Below are 19060 nucleotides of genomic sequence, written 5' to 3'. Positions count from 1 at the left end.
AGTAGCCAATGTGAGCCAGACCAGCTTGAGACCTGCTTCAAAAAGCCTTGCAGGAGAACGCTCCGCCGTCGCCGGTCCTCGCTGTTCGCCAGCGTTCGCAGGAAGTGCGCGACCGAACCCAGCTCTGGAGGACGCCTAGTGGGGTCGGCACAGAAGGAGGCCACGCGTCCGTAGTCCTTGTCACCCTTGTCGGCGGCGAGGTCAGCCCCGGAAAGCCGGCTCGCCAGAGGCCGCAGAAGGAGGCGAACGGTTTCCAATTCGACTGATTTGCAAAGGCCGATGACGGCCGGAGACCATTCCAGTTGGGGTTGTCCTCATAAATGGGCGGAGACATGCTCCGAGGTCGAGATAAACCGCACCGATTCAGGGGAAAGTAACTTTGCGCGCTTCGCCGACGCTCTGAGCAACCGTTCAGTCTGCGCAATTTCGTCCTTGTTGACCAGGCTCAACAGCACAGATGCAAGGGCATCAGCGCGCTCTTCCTCCGGAGAAGTGCCTGCCTTGATCTCGTGAATCGATAGCAGGCGGCCATAACAGCCGTTGCAAAGGCGTCTCGACCAGTCATCACCATAGATGGTAACGGGCTTTGCTTTCTTCGACTGCCCGCAACGGAAGCAAGTGAATGCCGCACTCTGCCCAAGCCTGCATTGCTGCATCGGCCCGCGTGGCGGGTAGGTCTTCTCAAATTCGAACGGGACCGGTTTCATCGTCATCGTCGCAAGGTAGACCACAACCTCAGTTTGCACTACAGTTTAATTGAACCTGTAGGCACACGGATCGCCATGAACGTGAGACTTAAAGAGGAGAGCGCGGCAGTTGAAGAAATCATCGCAAGGCCCGGCGGAAGAAGTCATCCGCTTCTATGAGATCGAGCAAGCGAAACTCCTCCTCGATTTCGAGAAGGTCGCTCTATTTACGAAGCACCCGACTTCGCTAGGACAATTCCGTGAAAGCCGCCTGAGGCAATATCTGAGAGACTTTACGCCGTCCCGCCTCACGGTTGGTACAGGCTTTGTGAGTACTTGGAATCAGGGTTCCGGAAAAATCAGTGACGACCAGAGCAAGCAAATCGACTGTCTCGTATTTGACTCTCAGACATTCTCGCCACTACTCCATACAGATGACTATTCGATCATTTTCCCAGAAGCATTTTATGCGGCAATCGAGGTAAAAAGCTCTCTGACCTTTCATCGCGAAAGTTCGGGAACGAAGACACGGTCCGAAAAATACCCCCTCGGCGGCGGTCATCAGGAATCATACCGATGGTCCGGCACGATGATTGAGGCACTTGCCAACATTGCATCGCTTACACACACCATCAAGGGAAGAACGCAAGGCACGTTCCATGGTGTCTTCGCCTACAGCATGACGTTTGACTGGAATCTTCTTTACTATGCCTTCGATAACAATGAGATCCAGACCCAGCTCGGTATTACGCACATCGACGAGTTGCCCGTCGCCATTTGCGTGCCGGGCTCATTGATAATCCACCTGTCGCCTTACGACATGTTCGAAACTGCGCCGCACCACGACGAAGCGAGTTCATTTTTCAATGTTATCCAGACGACCGAGACACATCCCGCCTATCCGCTCCAGTTCTTCTCGACCTTCTATACCAATCAGATCAATCATAAGCTGGAGACCAAGAAGCCGGACAAGGGAAGGCTGTTTTCAGCTATCGGATCCAAAGTGGCGATTTGGAGCCATCATTTCGATTTGAACTCCGAGGGCTATGAAGACCAATAGCCTCAAGGCGTTACAAGCCATAGGAACGCCGCTCCAAGTTCGGCGACAAGCTCTTCAGTGGCGCAAGCTTCGCTGCCGAAGCGTCCGGATAGGTCCCGGTCGCAGCGGTGAGGCAACGCCCTCCAATGCGTCAACTCGTGAAGCAGGGTCGAGTAGTATGCCTCGGCCGCACCCGTTGTTGCCGATCCGGTGAAGATTTCACGCGGCGGCATATGGATTTCGTCCAGCTTCAGGATGAAACAGGCCTGATGCCCACCGTGGATAACCTTGGCTCCAGTGCGAGCAGTGAAGCCTTCAACGTCGGTCAGCTTTTCAACCGGAGCGGTGGTAGCGCCCCCTTGGAAGCAATCGACCTGGTCCGCATTGAAGACAGGCGTCGCCCCCGAGCGAATGCCCGCGTCGTGGACTCGTTTTCGGCGTCGTCACTTGACGCTACCTCAACCTGCTTGTAGAAAACCACGTACTAGCCTTCTGGCCCTTGCGGACCGTGGCTCCTTCCTCGGCCCATTGCGACGAACTCGGCTATCTGCCCTTTGAGCCCAATGCCGCACATCAATCTGCAATCGCGACTTGAACCTGTTTTTCTTCTGCGGTTGCTGTGGGCATGTGGGCAACGCGATTGCGTTGTCCAAGCGTAGCGGCATGTCCACAGCGCCACGGGCTCAGGTCTTTCGGGGGGATGACAGTGTTCGGCGCAGGCTCTCCCGGCGAGGTCAAGACAATGGGCGTTGTGGACGAGGCGATCGAGCACGGCGTCGGGCGTAAGTCGGATCCCCAATCAGCACGTGCCATGTGTCAACGGGAAGTTGGCTTGTGACGAGGGTGGAACGTCGGCCGTAGCGATCCTCCAGGATCTCCAGGATCTCCAGGAGATCATGGCGGGCGCCGGCATCGAGCGGGCGGAGGCCCCAGTCATCGAGGATCAGCAGATCGACGCGGCCAAGGGCGCGCAACAGGCGGATGGCGGCCGTCGCCGCGAGCGAGCGCCAGTTCGTCGAACAGGCGCGGGACGCGCTGGTAGAACACGGAGCGGTTGTCGCGACAGGCCTTGTGGCCGAGCGCCGAGGCGAGCCAGCTCTTGCCGACGCCGGCCGGGCCGCAGGACTTCATTCTCTTAGCTGAAAAACGTCGGAGATTAGGGCCGCAACGCAGGAATTTGGCGGCAATGAGTTACTCGCTGCAACAATCAAGATGAAGGTTCTTGCTATAGTCGGAACAACATCTCGCTACGGTCGGCGCTCAGGCTAGCAAAAAGCCCCCTGCGAGGAGAGGGATTGTGACCGATCGCGTGCCCCCCGTACTCCAAATGCTTGACTGCTCTAACCATAGAGCTCTCGAGCAACTGTTCGGCAGGCGGCCTGAGCACCAGCGTTCTCTTCCGGCGGATCCTGCGAAGGGTCTGTTGTGAGGAACGTAATCCTTGCGCGTCTTTCTATCCAACAGCTTTCGGCAATAGGGGAGTGCCTTGAGCCGATCGTCTTGAAAGGACGCGTGGTTCTGCAAGAGCCAAAAAGGCCGGTCGAGCACGTCTACTTTATGGAGAGCGGCCTCGTCTCATTGAGAGTTATTGCCGCCCGCAGCATGCTCGAAACGGCAGTCATAGGCTATCGTGGCGTTGTTGGCACTTCTTTTTTGTGGGGAGGACATCTTTCAACGCATCAATCAGTCGTCGTCTTTCCCGGAAGCGCTCACAGAATTCGGGTTGAGGATCTTCTTCGGATCATGAAAGCGCATCCCGAGATCAAAGACCATCTGTTCCAGTACGTCCAAGCGCTAACATTTCAGTGCGTCCAGACGGGATTGTGCGGGATTCGGCACCATCGTGAAGAGCGCCTGGCGAGCTGGCTTTGCCTTGCCAGTGAAGCTACTAACACTCGCGTGCTGCCAGTCACCCACGATTACCTTTCCTCGGTACTGGGACTTCGCCGCGCGGGCGTGACGGAAACCTTGATCCGCTTTGAGCAGCAAGGACTAATTCGCAAGATGCGGGGTGTCTTGCAAATCGATGAACCCAAGTTGCTCAAAGAGAAGGCATGCTGTTGCTATAAGCTCGTCTCAGCTGCCTATGCCTCCTCATCAGTACCCACCCTCTGGGAAGAACAGGCGAGTTAACAAGGTGCAAGCTGCCTTCTGCATCACTGCTCGTGCTATTTATCCTGGGGCGTAGATGAAGCACATTCGTCGTGCGGAGCGGGTCATATATCGCGTCATGGAGGTTCAGCACGAGCTGATCTTATCGGCAGCATGGTGCAAATGTGGGGATGTGCATCTTGATCACGGCCCCCGAGGAGGAGCAATCAACGTCCGCCCTTTGAGTTGCATGCCCATGGGGTCGCTCGCAAAAAAACCTGCGGGCCGCTCGATGAACTAAGCTGACCGATGCGGTGATGACGAGATGACCACCATTACCCTTATTGGTTAGCCCAAACTCCTTCGAACCTACTGAAAGCGACGCTGCCCGGGCCCATAGGCTTATTGGAGGGGTAAGTATCCCCGACAAAGCCACGGGTTTTAGGATCGGGGCCGCTTGATCTAGCCTGTCTGGGCAAGACATTCTCGCCACTGGCGCATCGCGCCAGAATTGGTAGGAGATGGTCACTCGAATTCGGCGTATTCATTGCGAGTTCGATGCGCGACTTGCGCCTAACGCCATAGTTTGTATGGACTCTGGCGGCAACGAGGTTGTTGTCATTCTATTCTATCAGTCGCCTGACAATTCGGCGACTGTTCGTGATGCGAGCTGGCATGCCTCCGCTCTGGATTTCGTCACATGAGCCTCAGCCGCCGTACCACGAGGGGGCAAGGATGACTCCGCTCCTCGAGTCGACTTCGCGCGGCTCTGCCACACGGATCGTTCTTGTTGGCAGGGATCGGGCCGGCTGCTGGGTCGCACTTGAACAGGGGGGCTTCTTTGGCGGCCTTTTTGTCGACCGCGCGCATGCCCTGAAATATGCGCTGCTCGAGAATGGAGGCCATCCAGAGAGCATCATCGAGGTCACGCGCGAGATTGAGCTGGAGTTTCGCATCAGCTCATGAGCGCCGCAATGTCAAGTTCGCAAACAGATTTCCCTGACGAAGTGAGCCTGACAGAAAACAACGTTAGCCCAATGCAGGCTTGCCAGACCAGCCGCTCCCGTCCATGCGGTACACCAATGCTGGAATCGGCCTTTAGCAGAGCACCCAGCTTAACTGACCACAGCTCTTTCTTCGTGCCACCTACCAATGCTAGCAATTGATCGCTTGTCTATCTAGACAATCTCTCCAGCCACAAGGGACCAAGGGTCCGCCAGATGATCGAGGCTGCGGGTAGGCCTGCTCTAGCCTGCCTCCGTACAGCCCCGACTTCAATCCGATCGAGAACGCCTTGGCCAAGCTTAAGGCGCTCTTGCGTCAGTCCGCAGAACGAACGGCCTCTGGAGCGCGATTGGGAGCAATGAATTGCATCTGGGCCGCTGCTGCGCGCCCGCGTTCATCTTTCGGGAAGATCGAGCGCCGCCATGCCCGAAGATTTACCGTCCGAGCATTTTCAACAAACGTCCCATTCAGCGTGGCGGCATCCGAAAACAACAGGACGTAGCGAGGGCCGGGTGGAAGTAAAATTGACGCTCCTCGCAATTAGATGGCCGCTTCACAGCTCAAGCCCGCGGTCCCCAAGCACTTGGCGCATCAGAGGGCCCTTGATCTCGCGGGCGATCTCCTCGCTGATCTGGGCGCCGAATTGCGCCTCGGCATCGCGATCTCCGGTTAGCTGATAGTCGGCGAGCCGTTGCTCAAGGCGGCTCGGAAACTCCTCCTCCAACGCCTGCCTCAGCCGGCCCTCCATCTGTGCATGAGCTTGTGGGGCGATCCGGCTCACCACCATCTCCCAGGGTTGCCAACGAGCTGCCAGATAGTCGGCGAACCCCGCCGCCTCCTCATTGCGCACCTGGATCTCGGCTGCCGTGAGGTCGTCTTCAGTGACGTGGGCGACATCAAAGAATCGCATGTCCGGAGCGATGAGCTGCAGGTCCAGCCGCTCACGTAGCTTGACTTGAAAGGCGAGATAGACCTCGATCTCGTCGACGAACCCGAGCGAGTCGACCTTCTGACGGGCGATCGGCTCGAGCGCGTTCAGGCGGAACAGGACCCGCGCCTGCTGGATGAGTTCGCCGAGCCGATCGTCATAGGCTCCGTCCTCGACATCAGCGTTCAGACGTGCGGTCTGCATGCCGTTCCAGGTCAGGGTGACGCGATCCTGGCAGGTCTCGCTCGCCTCGTAGGCCAGCTCAAAAAACTGCCGCCGCAATTCCGGCCTGATCGCCGCCTGCCGTAGATCCTCGGCCACCGCTTCTCGGAATTCGGGATTGTCATAATTCACAGTCTTCTGCAGCTTGTCGAGGAAGAGCGCGTATTCCGGGGCACCCTCCTCGCGGGCGAAGTTCTGCCAGGCGGCGATCACCTCCGGCTCGCCCTTCAACCAGTCGGCGACTGCATCGGCGAGCGGCCGTTCCTGGTTCACTAGCGTTCCTGCATCCGTTGAAAAGAAGACCCGCGGGCCGACATAGCTCGGCGCATTCAGGGCTGCCGCCAAATTCGTCCGCACCTGCTCGGGCAGCGCATTATCCTCCAAATAAACCATGCACCCAGAACCAAGCCGGGTTAGCAGGGTCTCCGGCAGGCTGGTCAGCCGATTGTTGCGTGCCTCGAGCATCTGGAGCTCGGTCGGGAGGTTCTCGGGCAAGCTCGAGAGGCTGTTGCCGCTGATGTGGAGTCTCTGGAGCTCAGTCGGGAGGGTCTCGGGCAGGCTGTTCAGGCGATTATCGCGGGCGAAGAGCAACAGGAGCTCGGGCGGGAGAGTGTCGGGCAGGCTGGTCAGCCGGTTGCCGTCGGCTTCGAGCTCTTTGAGCTCGGGCGGGAGAGTGTCGGGTAGACTGGTCAACCGGTTGCTACCGAGGGCAAGCGACTGAAGTCCGGTCGGTAGGGTGTCGGGCAGGCGGGTCAACAGGTTGCCGCGGACATCGAGGTCCTGGAGCCCGGCCGGCAGGTTGTCTGGCAGGCTGGTCAGCCGATTGTTGCAGACGGCGAGTCTCGAAAGGCTCTCCGGAAGCGTTTCGGGCAGCCCGGTCAGCTGGTTGCTGGCGATGACGAGAGACTGCAGCCCGGGCGGGAGGATGTCGGGCAGGTCGGTTAACCGGTTGTTGCTGGCGTCAAGCGTCCGGAGTCCGGACGGCAGGGTGTCAGGCAGGCGCACCAGCTTGTTGCCGCTGACGTTGAGCGACTGGAGCCCGGGCGGAAGGGCGGCGGGCAGTGTCGTCAGGCCCAGATCATGCAGCTCCAGCCGTGCATAGACGTCGCCGGCGTCTGTCCAGGCTTTAATTCGTCCTACGGCCTCTTGGCGTTTTTCGTCTTCCGTCTGCCCCTCCTCGCCGGCCCAGCTGTCCAAGATGGGGTCGAGCCGCGATTGCCTGAGGACAGGATCTTCAAGGTCCGTCGTACTGCCGTCGCCCGGTCGGGGCTGTCCGCCGAGGATTGATGCTCCGAGATTGTCGTGCCAAGGAATTGCCGGGGTCGTTGGCCACTCAGGCACCAGATCACCGGGCTCCGCCCACCAATGCTCCTCCTGATCGAAACTTTGCGTCGGCCAATCGGCAGCTGCATTCACGCCGTGCCAACTATCCGTCAGACTGAAACTGTCGGGTGGCAACTGGCTACCCCGATCCGCGGCCGGAAAAAGCAGATCTTGATTGACCTCTTGTCCAGAGAAGACGGGCGAATCCGAGCGCAAGCGCGAGGTGCCTTGTCCGACGCGATCCCCGTGCGGCATTCTCCAAAAATCCGCATCTCTGTTCGACACAGCGTCGCGGCCGCCAAGGCTATTTGAATTGGTGGGCGGGCGCTCGTGCGGATGCAACTCGTTCAGGTGCTGCTGAAACCCCGCTTGGCACTCCTGCTGCTGTTCCAGCTCGTCGTCGTTCGCCCGCTCGACATCTGGGGCCTCGAATGGGTGGAGGTGCTTGAACGGATCCATCCGATTCTCCTGACAAATCTGAGCAGCTAACGTCGAACCTGGATAAACACGCTCTCGCTACGAGGCTTAGCTTTCGAGAAGCTGACGAGGAATCAGAATGATTGTAACTGCCCTGTAAGGTCTCCGTGGGAGGCTTAGCGCTTGAATGCCCGTACCGCAGCTCGACATGCCGAGCCCGGACACCGCCGGCCCACAACGATCTCGGCGATCTTGTGGACTCAGGAACCGGCAGCGGATGGGCGATATAGGGGACGATCTCACTGCGGCGAGGAACCGCGTCAAAACATGATGTGCTATGGGTGAACGTAGATGAACCCAAAAGCCAGCACGGCGGCGCAGGATCAAGCTCATTTTCCGCCGCCTGATCGAACGTGATCAAGCCGCGCACGAGCCAGGCGATTTTCGTGACGTGCGCTAACGTGGATCCGGAACGGGTCTTTATGTCTCGCCGTCATGCTCGCCGAGGAAGCCCGCCTTCGTGACGGAAGCCGAGCTTGACGAAGCGTTCATCACCGATGACGATCTGCTGTAGGCGCAAAAACTCAGCCTCATCGAGCGGCCCCGCTCCTGCTTGGCCGATGACCTTTGCCCGAGCGCTGGATGGTAAGCGGCAAAGAGACCCCATCTGGGGACTGGAGAGCGATCGGCTATCGGCTGCGGAGTCTGTGAGCTTCTATGTCTGCGGCTAGTTCTGAAACTAGAGCCTTCCATAGGATTGAAGCTGTCGTCGAGCGTCTCGAGGGGCGCCGCGACAGCTTCGCCGACGCTGGTCGGACAAGTTCAAAGCGCAAGTTGTGGCAGAGGCGCAGGAGCCTGGCGCGAGTGTATCGGGGATCGCCCTTCGCATTGGGCTTCACCCCTCGCAGCTCTTCGCCTGGCGTCGCGACGCTCGGGCCGAGCGAACTTGCTTGTCGCGGCCTTCGAGTCGCGAAGCCGCGGTGGCGTGCATGTCAGAGGCTGTGATCGAGATCGCCATTGGCGAGGTGGTCGTTCCTGCCGGCAGATGTGATTGGTGACATGGCCGGGCTTTCTCCTACCGCGTGCCAACGACGGTTGAAGAGGCTCCGCTCGGAGGGCATCATCCAGGCCGACATGTCGGCGCATTTGGCAAGTTATCCGCTCGCCATGTTGTATTTGGGAAGCCGGAGACCCCGCTCGGCAACGGTGAGCCTGTTCAAACCGGTACCTTGCGCTTCTGACGAACTTCGTCGCGCCGCCGGCGGCTCTTCAGCCTCTCGCCTTGGGTTCGACGAATTCAGCTGAGAATCGTGAAGACGTTGAGATAACCAATGTTTTTTTATCGGCTTCGATCAGCCCTTCCACCTAATTTACTCAGAACAAAGCCGCCTCGACGCATAGGTGTATTCAAGGGCCAGTTGACGCGCATCTTCAATGAGATTGGCCGCGCCGCTGTGTCCCCCGTCGATGTTCTCGTAATAGAAGTAAGGCTGACCCAGCGCGGCGAGCTTCGCGGCAGCTTTGCGTCCGTGCGCTGGATGCACGCGGTCGTCCTTGGTGGAGGTAAGAATTAAGGGAACGGGATAGGACTTGCCAACCACCAGCTTTTCATAGGGAGAGTAGCGTTCGATCCACGCACGCTGTTCGGCAATGGCGGGGTCACCGTATTCGCCAATCCAGTAGGCGCCCGCGCCCAGCTTGGTATATCGAAGCATGTCAAGCAGCGGCACGTCGATGATCGCCGCGTTGAAGAGCTCGGGACGTTGGGTGATTGCCGCGCCAACGAGCAGGCCACCCTGGCTGCCGCCAATGACTCCAAGCCGGCGTGGACTCGTGATCTTGCGGCGGATCAGGTCCTCGGCAACGGCAATGAAATCATCCCATGTCGTCTGCTTCGTTGCCCCCTGGGCGGCTTGATGCCATTGTGGGCCGAACTCGCCGCCCCCGCGCAGGTTCGCAATGACATAGGCATTGCCCTGTTCGAGCCAGAGCCGTCCCCTCGGCCCCAGGTCAGAGGGCAGAAGCGGGATCTGAAAGCCGCCATAACCATAGAGAAGTGTCGGAATTGCGCCGTCAAACCTGGCGTTCTTGGGCCGCACCAGAAAATAGGGAATTGACGTGCCATCACGCGAAGTGGCTTCGAGCTGCTCTACGACATGGTTGGGCGCATCGAAGGCAGTCGGTGTCTTCTTCAATTCCTCAAGCCTTTTGCTTTCGGCATCAAAATACCAGACTGACGTTGGTCCGAGATAGCTGGAGACGGTAATCATGACCCGGTCCGCTTCATCGTAGGTAACTGACAGGCTGACACCTGTATGTTCCGGCAGCGGTATCGGCGTCGCGGACCAAGCTCCCTGAGCGTGCTTATAAACGAACGCTTTGCTCTGAACGTTCTCAAGGATCGTCAGGATCAAAAAATTCTTTGTGGCGGTTAACTCGCTCAGGGCCTGGCGGGGCCCAGGTTGAAAGACAAGCGAAGCTTTGGTGCGCAGCGGATCCTGCTTCCATTCGTCGAGGTCATACGAGATCACCGAGCCCGCCGTGAAGCGGTTGTCCTCGGATGGCGCCCAGTCCTCGTCAAGTTTCACAAGCAGACGGCCGCACGCGAGCGTGACGATTTCGGCCTTCTTCGGCAGATTGAGCTTGACGGGCCCATCGGGGCGGAAGACCACATATTCGGACCCGAAAGTGTTGATTGCACGGACCGCGCCGGTCGCATGAATATGACCCTCGCTGTCACGAAGCACGAGGGGCTGCGTGTCACTGTCGGTGGGCTCGCCACGAAAGATCTCGCGAGCCTCACTGAGCGACTGAGCGCGTTTGAGCTCCTTCACCACAAAGGGGTAGCCGGCTTGCGTCAAAGTCCCCTCGCCCCAGCCTCGTGCAACAAGGAGTGTGTCACCATCGACCCAGCTGACGTCCTGCTTGCCCTCTGGGAGATAAAAGCCGCCCGCAACGAAGGTCTTCGCGATGCGATCGAACTCTCGTATCGACACGGCGTCCTTGCCGCCGTCGGAAAGACTAATTAGGCAGAAGCGCTCTTCAGGCGGAAGACAACTGGCACCTCGAAAGACCCAGTTTCTGTTCTCGGCATCGGCCAAGGCGTCTACGTCGAGGATGGCTTCCCACTTTGGGGCTTGGCTACGATCGCTCTCGCGCGTGGCGCGCCGCCAGACGCCGCGCACGTGGTTCTCGTCCTGCCAGAAATGCTCCAAACCGCGCCGCCCCAATGCAACATACGCGGCCCGATCCTTCTGCAGAATGGAGTGCGCCTTTTCGTAGAAGTGCCGATAGCGAGGGTCTGATTGAAGCACCCCGAGCGTCTTCTCGTTCTCGGCGCGAACCCAAGCCAATGCGGCTGGCCCTTCGATCTCCTCGAGCCAACGGAATGGATCACCAGTCAGTGCCGCATCGGTTCGCTCCTGTGAAAGCGTCGTGGAGATGAAGCAGGCAATCGAAATCAGCGTGGCCACGAGGAGTGATGTCTTCACGGATTTGCTCCGGCTGAGGTCGAGCGGCCACGCTCGCGGGCCGCGGAGCGTCAAGCAGAAGCGGCAGAAAGCACGCAAGCGCGTGACATAGCGCGGCTTGCGTTATGTCGCGGGCCGTTCACTGCAAGCTGCGTGCCGGCTAAAGAGCCCCAAGTTTCGGCCGTTCGGAGCTGCATGACCCTGTTCGGTTGCCGACATTGGTTGCCAAGCGGACATCACAGCGTGTCGACGAACCGCCTCCCAGAGAGCGCCAGCGATTTTGATCTTCAGTGGCAAAAACCCGGGACGCAGCGATGCTGCTTTCCTCCGCATATGAGCTTGTCCTTTCTCGCTGGCGTCACCGGGCAGGTTCGTCGACGGGCGTCATCCCCACGAGGAGCAGCGCATTGATCAGCAGCCAGGTCGAAATCGGCGAGTGTGGTATGCATGGCGACCTCCGACTCATTGACTGCAAGCGTTCCCGCTTGGACGAGCTTTTTCCTCGCTAAACCACAAGCCACGCCGATAGCTAGGTTCGTTGACTGATGTCGAGAGGATTGCGCTTGAGCGAAGAGAGTAACAACGCCCGCGAAAGGGCCTAGTTACACGTCTTGAGATTGAGCCAGCAAGCAACAACGAGTACAAGCACCAGATTAGGTTCTTCGGCGCAAAACGGAAAAATGAAGCTAGGCATCAGCAGCAATTGAGGGAACTACGGTCCAGCTTAAACGATCCTGATCCACCCGGCGGGGCACCGACGCACGAGCCGTGATCCTCATCGAAGCGCTATTGCATAAAGAAGATCAAGGGCGAGATTTTCGATCGAGAATGCCCGCTGCTGCCGGATCGTCTGGGCCGGTTCAAGGCTAGTGCAACCCTCACTGCGAACTGTTCCGTAACGTGGCGTTGCGGCCAAGAGCAAGCGCCGCTCTCCGTGGCGGAACGATCAACGGGCAGCAGCGCTTCCGACTGGCGCCGCCACCACTCGCATCAACGTCGCTTAGAGAGAGAACCTGAGTTGACTGTATCGCCCCTTCTGATCACGGACCACTCACATGATGTCTTGATTTCCGGCCGCCCTGCGCCGCCCGCAAGAACCGCGTCAGCGCCAACGCCTGGATTGCTCCTAAGTCCTGCTATAGAAGTCTGTCATCCGCCCTGCCATGCTTTTCACGATCAGTCCTCGCGGCCACCGAGCTCTTGTCCGCGATGATCACCGCGTGAAGCTGTTGGTGCCGGCAGATCCCAGAGTCTGTCCTGTGTATGCTTCAGTGGAGCCGCTAAAGCCACAAAGGCCGACTTCACGTCTGCACAGGCAGCCTCCTTCAAAGCTGCATCAGCGGGGTCGATCTCGTTATAGGCGGTCAGCGCCGCGGCATAATTTTGATAAAGCGGCATCTGAGCCTCGTTGGTCCAGCCGAGACCCAGATGGTGGAACTGATCAGCCGGAACGGTGATGCGGCTCTTGTCCAGCTCCCGGAGGTAGTCCGCCGACCAGTCGTGGATGGTATAGGATCCAATCTTATCCATCATCGACCGGAAGCGCCTGACACGCTCCTCAAGCGGCATCTTGGCCGCTTTCGAAATAGCATCCGCGATTTCTTCGGGATGGTTTGGATCTACCAGCAGAGCCTCGTCTCTGTTGAAGTCTTCAGCCGCCCCAGCAAACTTCGATAATACCAGAACGCCGGGATCCTTCGGATCTTGGGCAGCAACATATTCTTTCGCAACCAAATTCATGCCGTCCCGCAGCGGCGTGACGACGCCTACATGTGCCGCGCGGTAAAGACGCGCGAGTGCAGCCTGGCTGAATGGGTCATTCGTGTAGTGGATCGGCCTCCACTCCTCTGTGCCATGCTCGGCATTGACATGGTTGATCGCATTCTCCACGTCCTCCTTGTACTTTTGATACTCGTCGACGTCAGCGCGTGAGGACGGCGCGATCTGCAACAGCGAGATGCTGCCCGGCTCGGCCGCCAAAAGCTGGTCAAACGCTTCGACGCGTTTGTCGATGCCTTTCGTGTAGTCGAGCCGGTCCACGCCAATCGCAAACTTGGCGCCCTCGAAGTTTTGCAATAATGACGAGATTTTTTCTTGCTCTGCGGGCGAGAGCTCTGCCGCAAGATGCTCTGCGAATTGCTTGGGATCGATGCCGATTGGGAATTTTTGAAGTCGAGTCTGGCCGCGCTCCGTGGTCACAACGCCATCCTTGCTCTCCAGCTCAAAATAGGTTCGCAGGCAGGCCAAGAAATTGTTCAGATCCCGGTTTGTCTGAAAGCCGAGCAGATCGTATTCCAGCATCGACTTCATCAGTTCGCGATGGTTTGGTACGCGCTCTATCATGTCGGGCGTTGGCCATGGCGTGTGCAGAAAGAATCCGGTCGGCCGCTCGATGCCGAGGTTATGCAGATCGCTCCCGAGCGGGAGCAAATGATAATCGTGCACCCAGAATGCGTCTCGATCCCGCAAGTCGAACGCCGCACGCGCGATGAATTTGTTCATCTGTCGATAGCTGTCGTATCCCTCTTCCGCGCGCGACATCCGGTCGGACAGGGAGTGTAATATGGGCCACAAGGTTGAATTTGAATAGTCTCGATAGTAGCCGCGATGGTGCGCGGCCGGCAAATCGAGTTCGACCACATGGCCTTCGCCAGCCCTCACCAGTGGCAGGGGCCGCTCAGTCCCGTCGCCGCGGTTCTCCGAGGAGAACATCCAGACCGCACCGGAATGTTCAACGACCGGCTGGAGGGCTGCGGCAAGTCCGCCGGTCTGGGGTTTATTGGGGTCAAACGGCGCGCCGCGGTTTGAAATGACGACCAGATTCATGTCGGGTTGATAGCTTACCGAGCGATGCTCCACGTCGCCCGAGGCAACACCATAGGAAGGACCTGCACTTGCTTCTTGCTGCTGCTCCAGCGGTATCTCGTCCTGATGCAGGTCGAAGGCCGCTTGGCCTATGGTTTCGTCTTGCTGCGCGGCCTGTGATGTACCGCTGGGATCGAACATTGACGCATCGAACGTGCCATGAATACGAAACATGTCGTAACTCCGTCTACCTATATTTGCGTTTGGTGCAGTCGCCGATCAACGCGGAGATATCTCTGTCCACACTGTGGCAGGTGCCGCTTTCGGCAAACCTGACCAGTTGCCGAGCCAAATTGCCGCATCGATACTTGATCAAGGACCTATGCGCGATCGTTGCGCATAAGGCACCGGCATGCCCGACTTCAACAGATCTGCCGGGAACGCTGTAGGCGGCATTGTGAACTTCCTTAAAGATATGAACCATCGACAGCGCAGCTGCGAGGCGGGCGGCCGCCGGACTTGAATGGTCAACTCAGAGTCGGCCAGCCGTGCGAGGAGGCGCTCCGAATTCCTCGCCCATTGGATACACAGATGGGATCCCTTCAGAGGAGACACTTCCAATCAACATCCACATTACTGAACAGGTCCGGATGGGGTCGTGTCCCCGGTGATGGTGTAGCTCGGTAGAGCAAAGCCGTCCGCACGCGCGCCCTCCCATGGCGCCGTAGCGGGCGGGCGGCTTTGCGTGGTCACCGGCAGTTCGCCGGTAGGGTCGGGTTGCTGACACCAACCTGATTCGAGGAACCACCGATGACCGATGAGATGATGAACCTCCGCACGCTCGTGGAGAAGACCCCTGATGCGGATCTGCTGCGCGAGATGATCGGCTTTGCTGCCCAGCGCCTGATGGAGCTGGAAGTGGAAGGCCAGACCGGAGCGACCTACGGCGAGAAGAGCGCCGAGCGTCTGGCCCAGCGCAATGGCTACCGCGACCGGACCTGGGAGATCCGCGCCGGCACGGTCGAGCTGCGCATTCCCAAGCTGCGCAAAGTCTCCTACTTCCCCGGCTTTCTGGAGCCGCGCCGGATGGCCGAGAAGGCGCTCACCGCCGTGGTGCAGGAAGCTTATGTGCAGGGCGTCTCGACCCGCTCCGTCGACGATCTGGTGCAGGCGATGGGCATGAGCGGCATCTCCAAGAGCCAGGTCTCGCGGCTATGCGCGGAGATCGATGACAAGGTGAAGGCGTTCCTCGCTCGCCCGATCGAGGGCGATTGGCCCTATCTGTGGATCGACGCCACCTACGTGAAGGTTCGCCAGCAGGGGCGCATCGTGTCGGTCGCGGTGATCGTCGCGTCGGCGTCAACAGCGATGGCCGGCGCGAAGTTCTCGGCATGGACATTGGTCCCTCGGAGGCCGAGACATTCTGGACGGCGTTCCTGCGCAAGCTCGCCCGCCGCGGCCTGCGCGGCGTCAAGCTGGTCGTCTCCGACGCCCATGAGGGCATCAAGGCGGCGGTCGCCAAGGTGCTCAACGCGACCTGGCAGCGCTGCCGCGTGGGGTCGTTGAAAAAGCTGCAATTGGCTGATTCCGTTTTGGTCGGCGATTCGCGATGGGCGGAGCAAACGAGATGCTGGGGCGCAAGGAGCGGGATCAGTTGGAGCTCTTCATCACTGGCACGCTCAGACAGCTCGTCCCAGATGAGCACGTGCTGGCGCGGGTCGATCGTGTACTTGACCTGTCCTGGCTCAGGGAAGAGGTCACCGATTGCTATTGCATGAACGACGGTCGGCCAGGCATCGATCCGGAAGCCGCGGTACGGCTGATGCTCGCTGGTCTGCTCACCGGGATCGTACACGATCGCAAGCTGATGCGTGAGGCTCAGGTCAACATCGCCATTCGCTGGTTTGCTGGTTATGGCCTGCACGAGCAGCTACCGCACCATTCAAGCCTGACGCGCATCCGCCAGCGCTGGGGCGAAGAGCGGTTCCGTAGGATCTTCAAACGTACGGTCGAGGCCTGTTTGAAGGCCAAGATCGCCACTGCGGAGGTGGTCCACATTGATGCGTCGCTGATCCGCGCCAATGTGAGTTGGGACAGCCTCACCGAGCAGCATGTGGTGGATGTACTGAGCGAAAATCAAAGCGAGGATGAAAGCGAGGCTGAGAGAACGGGCCGGCAAAGCGGCAAGTATAAGAAGATCTGCACGACGTGATCCCGATGCGACAATGGCCACGAATGCCCGAAACCGGCGGCTGGAACCCGCTTACAAGCAGCACACGGCCGTCGATGACAAGGTCGGTGTCATTCTGGATGTCGCGGTCACGACTGGACAAACGAACGAAGGGGAGATGATCGAGCCGCAAGTCGATGAGGTTGAAGCGATTACGGGCATCGACATCAAGGTAGTCACCGCCGATGCGGGCTATGCCTACGCTAAAGTCTACGGCGCGCTCGAGCGGCGCGGCATTGATGCCCTGATCCCAACTAAAGCCGAACCAATCAAGAGCCGCGTACCGCTCAGACGCTTCCGGTACGACGCCAAGAACGACATCTTGAAGTGCCCACGAGGACGTATCTTGCGCCCCGCGCGGCCCATCAAGCACGGCCGTTTCTTTTACTCGAAGGCGAAGGATTGCGCCCGGTGTCCGCTCAAGAGCGATTGCCTATCCAAAGGGCGGGTTAACAAGGCAGTTGTTGTCGGTGACGATTATCCTGCACTGCTCCGCGCCCGCCGCCGTCGCCAGCGATGGAGTAAGCAGGATCGACGGCTCTATCAGCGCCATCGCTGGCGCTCAGAGGGCTTCCACGGCGAAGCCAAGACCTGGCACGGACTGGCGCGCGCCATACGGCGTGGTCTACCGAATATGAAGATCCAGGCCTACCTGACGGCCGCCGTCATCAACCTGAAGCGGCTGGCAGCCGCTCTCCTTGCGCTTATTCTGCCTTGGATTATCCCTTATAGCGCGTTTGCGGCTTCAGAGCGCGCCGTAGCGCGGATTTTAACGAGAGGGCCATGACGGGGCCGGTCGCTGCATCGCGCGAAATCTAATGGCCACTTCTTCAACGACCCCCGCGTGCACTTCATGCGCAACGCGCTGGCCCATGCCGGCAAAAGTGGACGGCGTGTCGTCTCCGCCTTCATCGCCACAGCGTTTGCCCAGGACGATGCCGAGGCCGCACGAGCGCAATGGCGGAAGGTCGCCGATCAGCTCCGCCCCAAGCTACCCAAGCTCGCCGGCTTCCTCGACGAGGCCGAGACCGATGTGCTGGCCTACATGACGTTCCCGCCGCAGCACCGCACCAAGCTGCACTCGACCAACCCGATCGAGCGCCTCAACGGCGAGATCAAGCGCCGGACCGAGGTCGTCGGCATCTTCCCCAATGAGGACGCTATCGTCCGCCTCATCGGCGCGATCCTGCTCGAACAGAATGATGAATGGGCCGTCCAGCGCGCCCGTTACATGACGCTGGAAACCATCGCGCCGTTGAGCGATGATCCAACCGTCAGCCTCCCGGCTATCGCCAGCTGACCAGTCCGGCTCTTGCCGGCGAACGCGGTGTCCCACCGCCAGTTACACCACGCTCAGGGACACGATCTCCGGATGGATTAAACAGACCAAATATCGCCGGAAGAACGGCTCAAGGACTGAGCTATGCGGACCTCGTGCGAGCGCCCTTTTGCCGAGATCGGGCCGATATGCGGTCTCCCGAGAACGAGGGCGCCTTTGGCGGCTTGTTTATCAGCCGCACCCAAGCTCTGAGATATGCGCTCTTCGAGAACGGCCGTCATCCAGAGCGAGGCCTACGCCGCCTCCCTGCGACAAGCTAAGGCACTCCAATTGCACTCCATCGACTGTTCCACCTTCAAAACTTTCACTAGATAAGCATAGCGCACCAATTCGAAGAACTAGTCGTTTCGTATGCATCGCGCTCTCTTGCGATGAGATGCGTTCGCGGGCGTAACGTCGTCTCATCCTCACGACACGTTCCATTCATGTCACCTACCAGTTCTCGCAATTGATTGAGATGCCAGAAACCTGTCACGCTCGAAGCCGGATAACGTCGGCCTCGAAACACGGATTTGGCATGCAGGATCATTCACCATCTGTCCTTGCCCATGGCAATAATCATTCCGTCGATCTAACTCGAACTGATGCTCTGCGTGCTGAGGTCTGCTCCAGCAGCGCACTCTCCTTTCTCATGGAAGCGCATGACGGCCTGTCCGCCGCAATCGCCGGGCGAGCAGGTTTCAAGGGCCTGTGGGCTTCAGGTCTGTCGATTGCCTGTTCTCTAGGTTACCGCGACGCGAACGAAGCATCATGGAGCCAGCTTGTCGACGCCGTTGAGCGGATCGTGGGTTCAAGCCAACTTCCGGTTCTTGTCGACGGAGATGGCGGATTCGGGAACTTCAACAATGCCCGTCTGCTGGCTCGCAAACTCCGTGAGCGCGGCGCGGCGGGGATTGCGCTGGAAGACAGCTGCTTTCCGAAGCTAAACTCGTTTGTTGGCAACCGCCATCCCCTCGCCGACATTGACGAATTCTGCGGACGGTTGCGCGCCGTGAAGGACACGGTTGCAAACGAGCTCGTCCTTGTAGCCCGAATCGAAGCATTAATCGCCGCACACGGAATGAACGAAGCAATCGCACGGGCTCACGCATACCGTGAAGCCGGAGCTGACGCGATCCTGATTCACTCGCGAAGCAGCTCCGCGGACGAAATCCTTTCGTTCGCAGATGCTTGGCAGAACAGGTTGCCCGTCGTTATTGTTCCAACCAAATATTATCGGACACCGACTTGCGAGTATCGTCGCGCCGGCATCTCGACGGTCATTTGGGCCAATCACTCGATGCGCGCGGCCGTCGCAGCAATGCGACGGGTCTGCGGCCGCATCTTCGCTGAAGAGAACGTTGCAACCATCGAGCCCGATATCGCCCCCCTCGAAGATATTTTTGAACTGTTCAGCTATGACGAACTCGCCGAGGCCGAAGCGCGGTACCTCTATCCCAACAAGCTGCAGCATTAGCGTCATTCGCGATTGGCTAGGCCTACGTTTGCTGCTCCACTACTGCCAG

Annotated in this window: 11 protein-coding genes and 5 pseudogenes; 10 read left to right on the top strand and 6 right to left on the bottom strand. The window is 59.1% G+C overall.

The genetic code is table 11. The features are described from left to right. Nucleotides 1–314: 314 nt before the first annotated feature. Entirely contained in the window at nucleotides 315–707 is a 393-nt protein-coding gene (locus tag HZZ16_RS23250; RefSeq protein ID WP_197952075.1) for a hypothetical protein, read from the bottom strand. Nucleotides 708–816: 109 nt separating this feature from the next. Here HZZ16_RS23250 and HZZ16_RS23245 point away from each other — a divergent pair, with 109 nt between their 5' ends. Next, a complete protein-coding gene (locus tag HZZ16_RS23245; RefSeq protein ID WP_197952073.1) occupies nucleotides 817–1746 on the top strand; it encodes a DUF6602 domain-containing protein in 930 nt (309 codons plus the stop codon). A 2-nt stretch (nucleotides 1747–1748) separates the two neighbouring features. Here HZZ16_RS23245 and HZZ16_RS23240 read toward each other — a convergent pair whose 3' ends face one another. Together HZZ16_RS23240 and HZZ16_RS23235 are read right to left on the bottom strand one after the other, a co-directional pair. After that, complete coding sequence (locus HZZ16_RS23240; RefSeq protein WP_210342593.1) at nucleotides 1749–2054, bottom strand: zincin-like metallopeptidase domain-containing protein; 306 nt, start codon at nucleotides 2052–2054, stop codon at nucleotides 1749–1751. Between the two features lie 389 nt (nucleotides 2055–2443). After that, a pseudogene (locus HZZ16_RS23235) lies at nucleotides 2444–2844 on the bottom strand (ATP-binding protein); the annotation flags it as partial. Between the two features lie 306 nt (nucleotides 2845–3150). Here HZZ16_RS23235 and HZZ16_RS38185 point away from each other — a divergent pair. The 3 genes and pseudogenes from HZZ16_RS38185 to HZZ16_RS38330 form a co-directional block, all read left to right on the top strand. Next, complete coding sequence (locus tag HZZ16_RS38185) at nucleotides 3151–3858, top strand: Crp/Fnr family transcriptional regulator (RefSeq protein WP_311974226.1); 708 nt, start codon at nucleotides 3151–3153, stop codon at nucleotides 3856–3858. 693 nt (nucleotides 3859–4551) lie between these two features. Then, complete coding sequence (locus tag HZZ16_RS23225; protein ID WP_197952071.1) at nucleotides 4552–4782, top strand: hypothetical protein; 231 nt, start codon at nucleotides 4552–4554, stop codon at nucleotides 4780–4782. A 203-nt stretch (nucleotides 4783–4985) separates the two neighbouring features. Beyond that, nucleotides 4986–5323 (top strand): annotated as a pseudogene (locus tag HZZ16_RS38330) (transposase); the annotation flags it as partial. Nucleotides 5324–5374: 51 nt separating this feature from the next. Here the strand turns inward: HZZ16_RS38330 and HZZ16_RS23215 are convergent. Then, nucleotides 5375–7753 carry an NEL-type E3 ubiquitin ligase domain-containing protein gene (locus HZZ16_RS23215; protein WP_210342587.1) on the bottom strand — a complete coding sequence of 793 codons (2379 nt, stop codon included), beginning with the start codon at nucleotides 7751–7753 and terminating at the stop codon, nucleotides 5375–5377. A gap of 794 nt (nucleotides 7754–8547) precedes the next feature. Between HZZ16_RS23215 and HZZ16_RS38325 the strand changes: the two genes are divergently transcribed. Both HZZ16_RS38325 and HZZ16_RS23205 read left to right on the top strand, forming a co-directional pair. Next, on the top strand, nucleotides 8548–8769 hold the full coding sequence (locus tag HZZ16_RS38325) for a transposase (protein WP_197952069.1): 222 nt from the start codon (nucleotides 8548–8550) through the stop codon (nucleotides 8767–8769). A 1-nt stretch (nucleotide 8770) separates the two neighbouring features. Then, on the top strand, nucleotides 8771–9016 hold the full coding sequence (locus tag HZZ16_RS23205) for a winged helix-turn-helix transcriptional regulator (protein WP_197952067.1): 246 nt from the start codon (nucleotides 8771–8773) through the stop codon (nucleotides 9014–9016). A 65-nt stretch (nucleotides 9017–9081) separates the two neighbouring features. Here HZZ16_RS23205 and HZZ16_RS23200 read toward each other — a convergent pair whose 3' ends face one another. Together HZZ16_RS23200 and HZZ16_RS23195 are read right to left on the bottom strand one after the other, a co-directional pair. Continuing rightward, nucleotides 9082–11202 carry a prolyl oligopeptidase family serine peptidase gene (locus tag HZZ16_RS23200; RefSeq protein WP_197952065.1) on the bottom strand — a complete coding sequence of 707 codons (2121 nt, stop codon included), beginning with the start codon at nucleotides 11200–11202 and terminating at the stop codon, nucleotides 9082–9084. Between the two features lie 1155 nt (nucleotides 11203–12357). Continuing rightward, a complete protein-coding gene (locus tag HZZ16_RS23195; RefSeq protein WP_246510330.1) occupies nucleotides 12358–14220 on the bottom strand; it encodes an alpha,alpha-trehalose-phosphate synthase (UDP-forming) in 1863 nt (620 codons plus the stop codon). 576 nt (nucleotides 14221–14796) lie between these two features. On the opposite strand from HZZ16_RS23195, the pseudogene HZZ16_RS23190 reads away from it, so the two are divergent. The 4 genes and pseudogenes from HZZ16_RS23190 to aepX all read left to right on the top strand — a co-directional run. Next, nucleotides 14797–15542 (top strand): annotated as a pseudogene (locus tag HZZ16_RS23190) (IS256 family transposase); the annotation flags it as partial. Nucleotides 15543–15613: 71 nt separating this feature from the next. Then, nucleotides 15614–17003 (top strand): annotated as a pseudogene (locus tag HZZ16_RS23185) (transposase). A 54-nt stretch (nucleotides 17004–17057) separates the two neighbouring features. Beyond that, a pseudogene (locus HZZ16_RS23180) lies at nucleotides 17058–17516 on the top strand (transposase); the annotation flags it as partial. A gap of 556 nt (nucleotides 17517–18072) precedes the next feature. Beyond that, nucleotides 18073–19011 carry a phosphoenolpyruvate mutase gene (gene aepX / locus HZZ16_RS23175; RefSeq protein ID WP_197952063.1) on the top strand — a complete coding sequence of 313 codons (939 nt, stop codon included), beginning with the start codon at nucleotides 18073–18075 and terminating at the stop codon, nucleotides 19009–19011. Nucleotides 19012–19060 lie beyond the last annotated feature (49 nt).

The sequence above is a fragment of the Bradyrhizobium glycinis genome, assembly GCF_016031655.1.
GTDB lineage: Bacteria > Pseudomonadota > Alphaproteobacteria > Rhizobiales > Xanthobacteraceae > Bradyrhizobium > Bradyrhizobium glycinis.
The sequence above is the reverse complement of the archived record's forward strand: the minus strand, read 5'-3'. Positions and strand labels throughout refer to the sequence as shown.

What these genes read in the sequence shown, in the direction of transcription:
- HZZ16_RS23250 (WP_197952075.1), bottom strand. Translation starts at nt 707, where the DNA reads ATGAAACCGGTCCCGTTCGAATTTGAGAAGACCTACCCGCCACGCGGG.
- HZZ16_RS23215 (WP_210342587.1), bottom strand. Translation starts at nt 7,753, where the DNA reads ATGGATCCGTTCAAGCACCTCCACCCATTCGAGGCCCCAGATGTCGAG.
- aepX (WP_197952063.1), top strand. Translation starts at nt 18,073, where the DNA reads ATGCAGGATCATTCACCATCTGTCCTTGCCCATGGCAATAATCATTCC.
- HZZ16_RS23225 (WP_197952071.1), top strand. Translation starts at nt 4,552, where the DNA reads ATGACTCCGCTCCTCGAGTCGACTTCGCGCGGCTCTGCCACACGGATC.
- HZZ16_RS23195 (WP_246510330.1), bottom strand. Translation starts at nt 14,220, where the DNA reads ATGTTTCGTATTCATGGCACGTTCGATGCGTCAATGTTCGATCCCAGC.
- HZZ16_RS23205 (WP_197952067.1), top strand. Translation starts at nt 8,771, where the DNA reads ATGGCCGGGCTTTCTCCTACCGCGTGCCAACGACGGTTGAAGAGGCTC.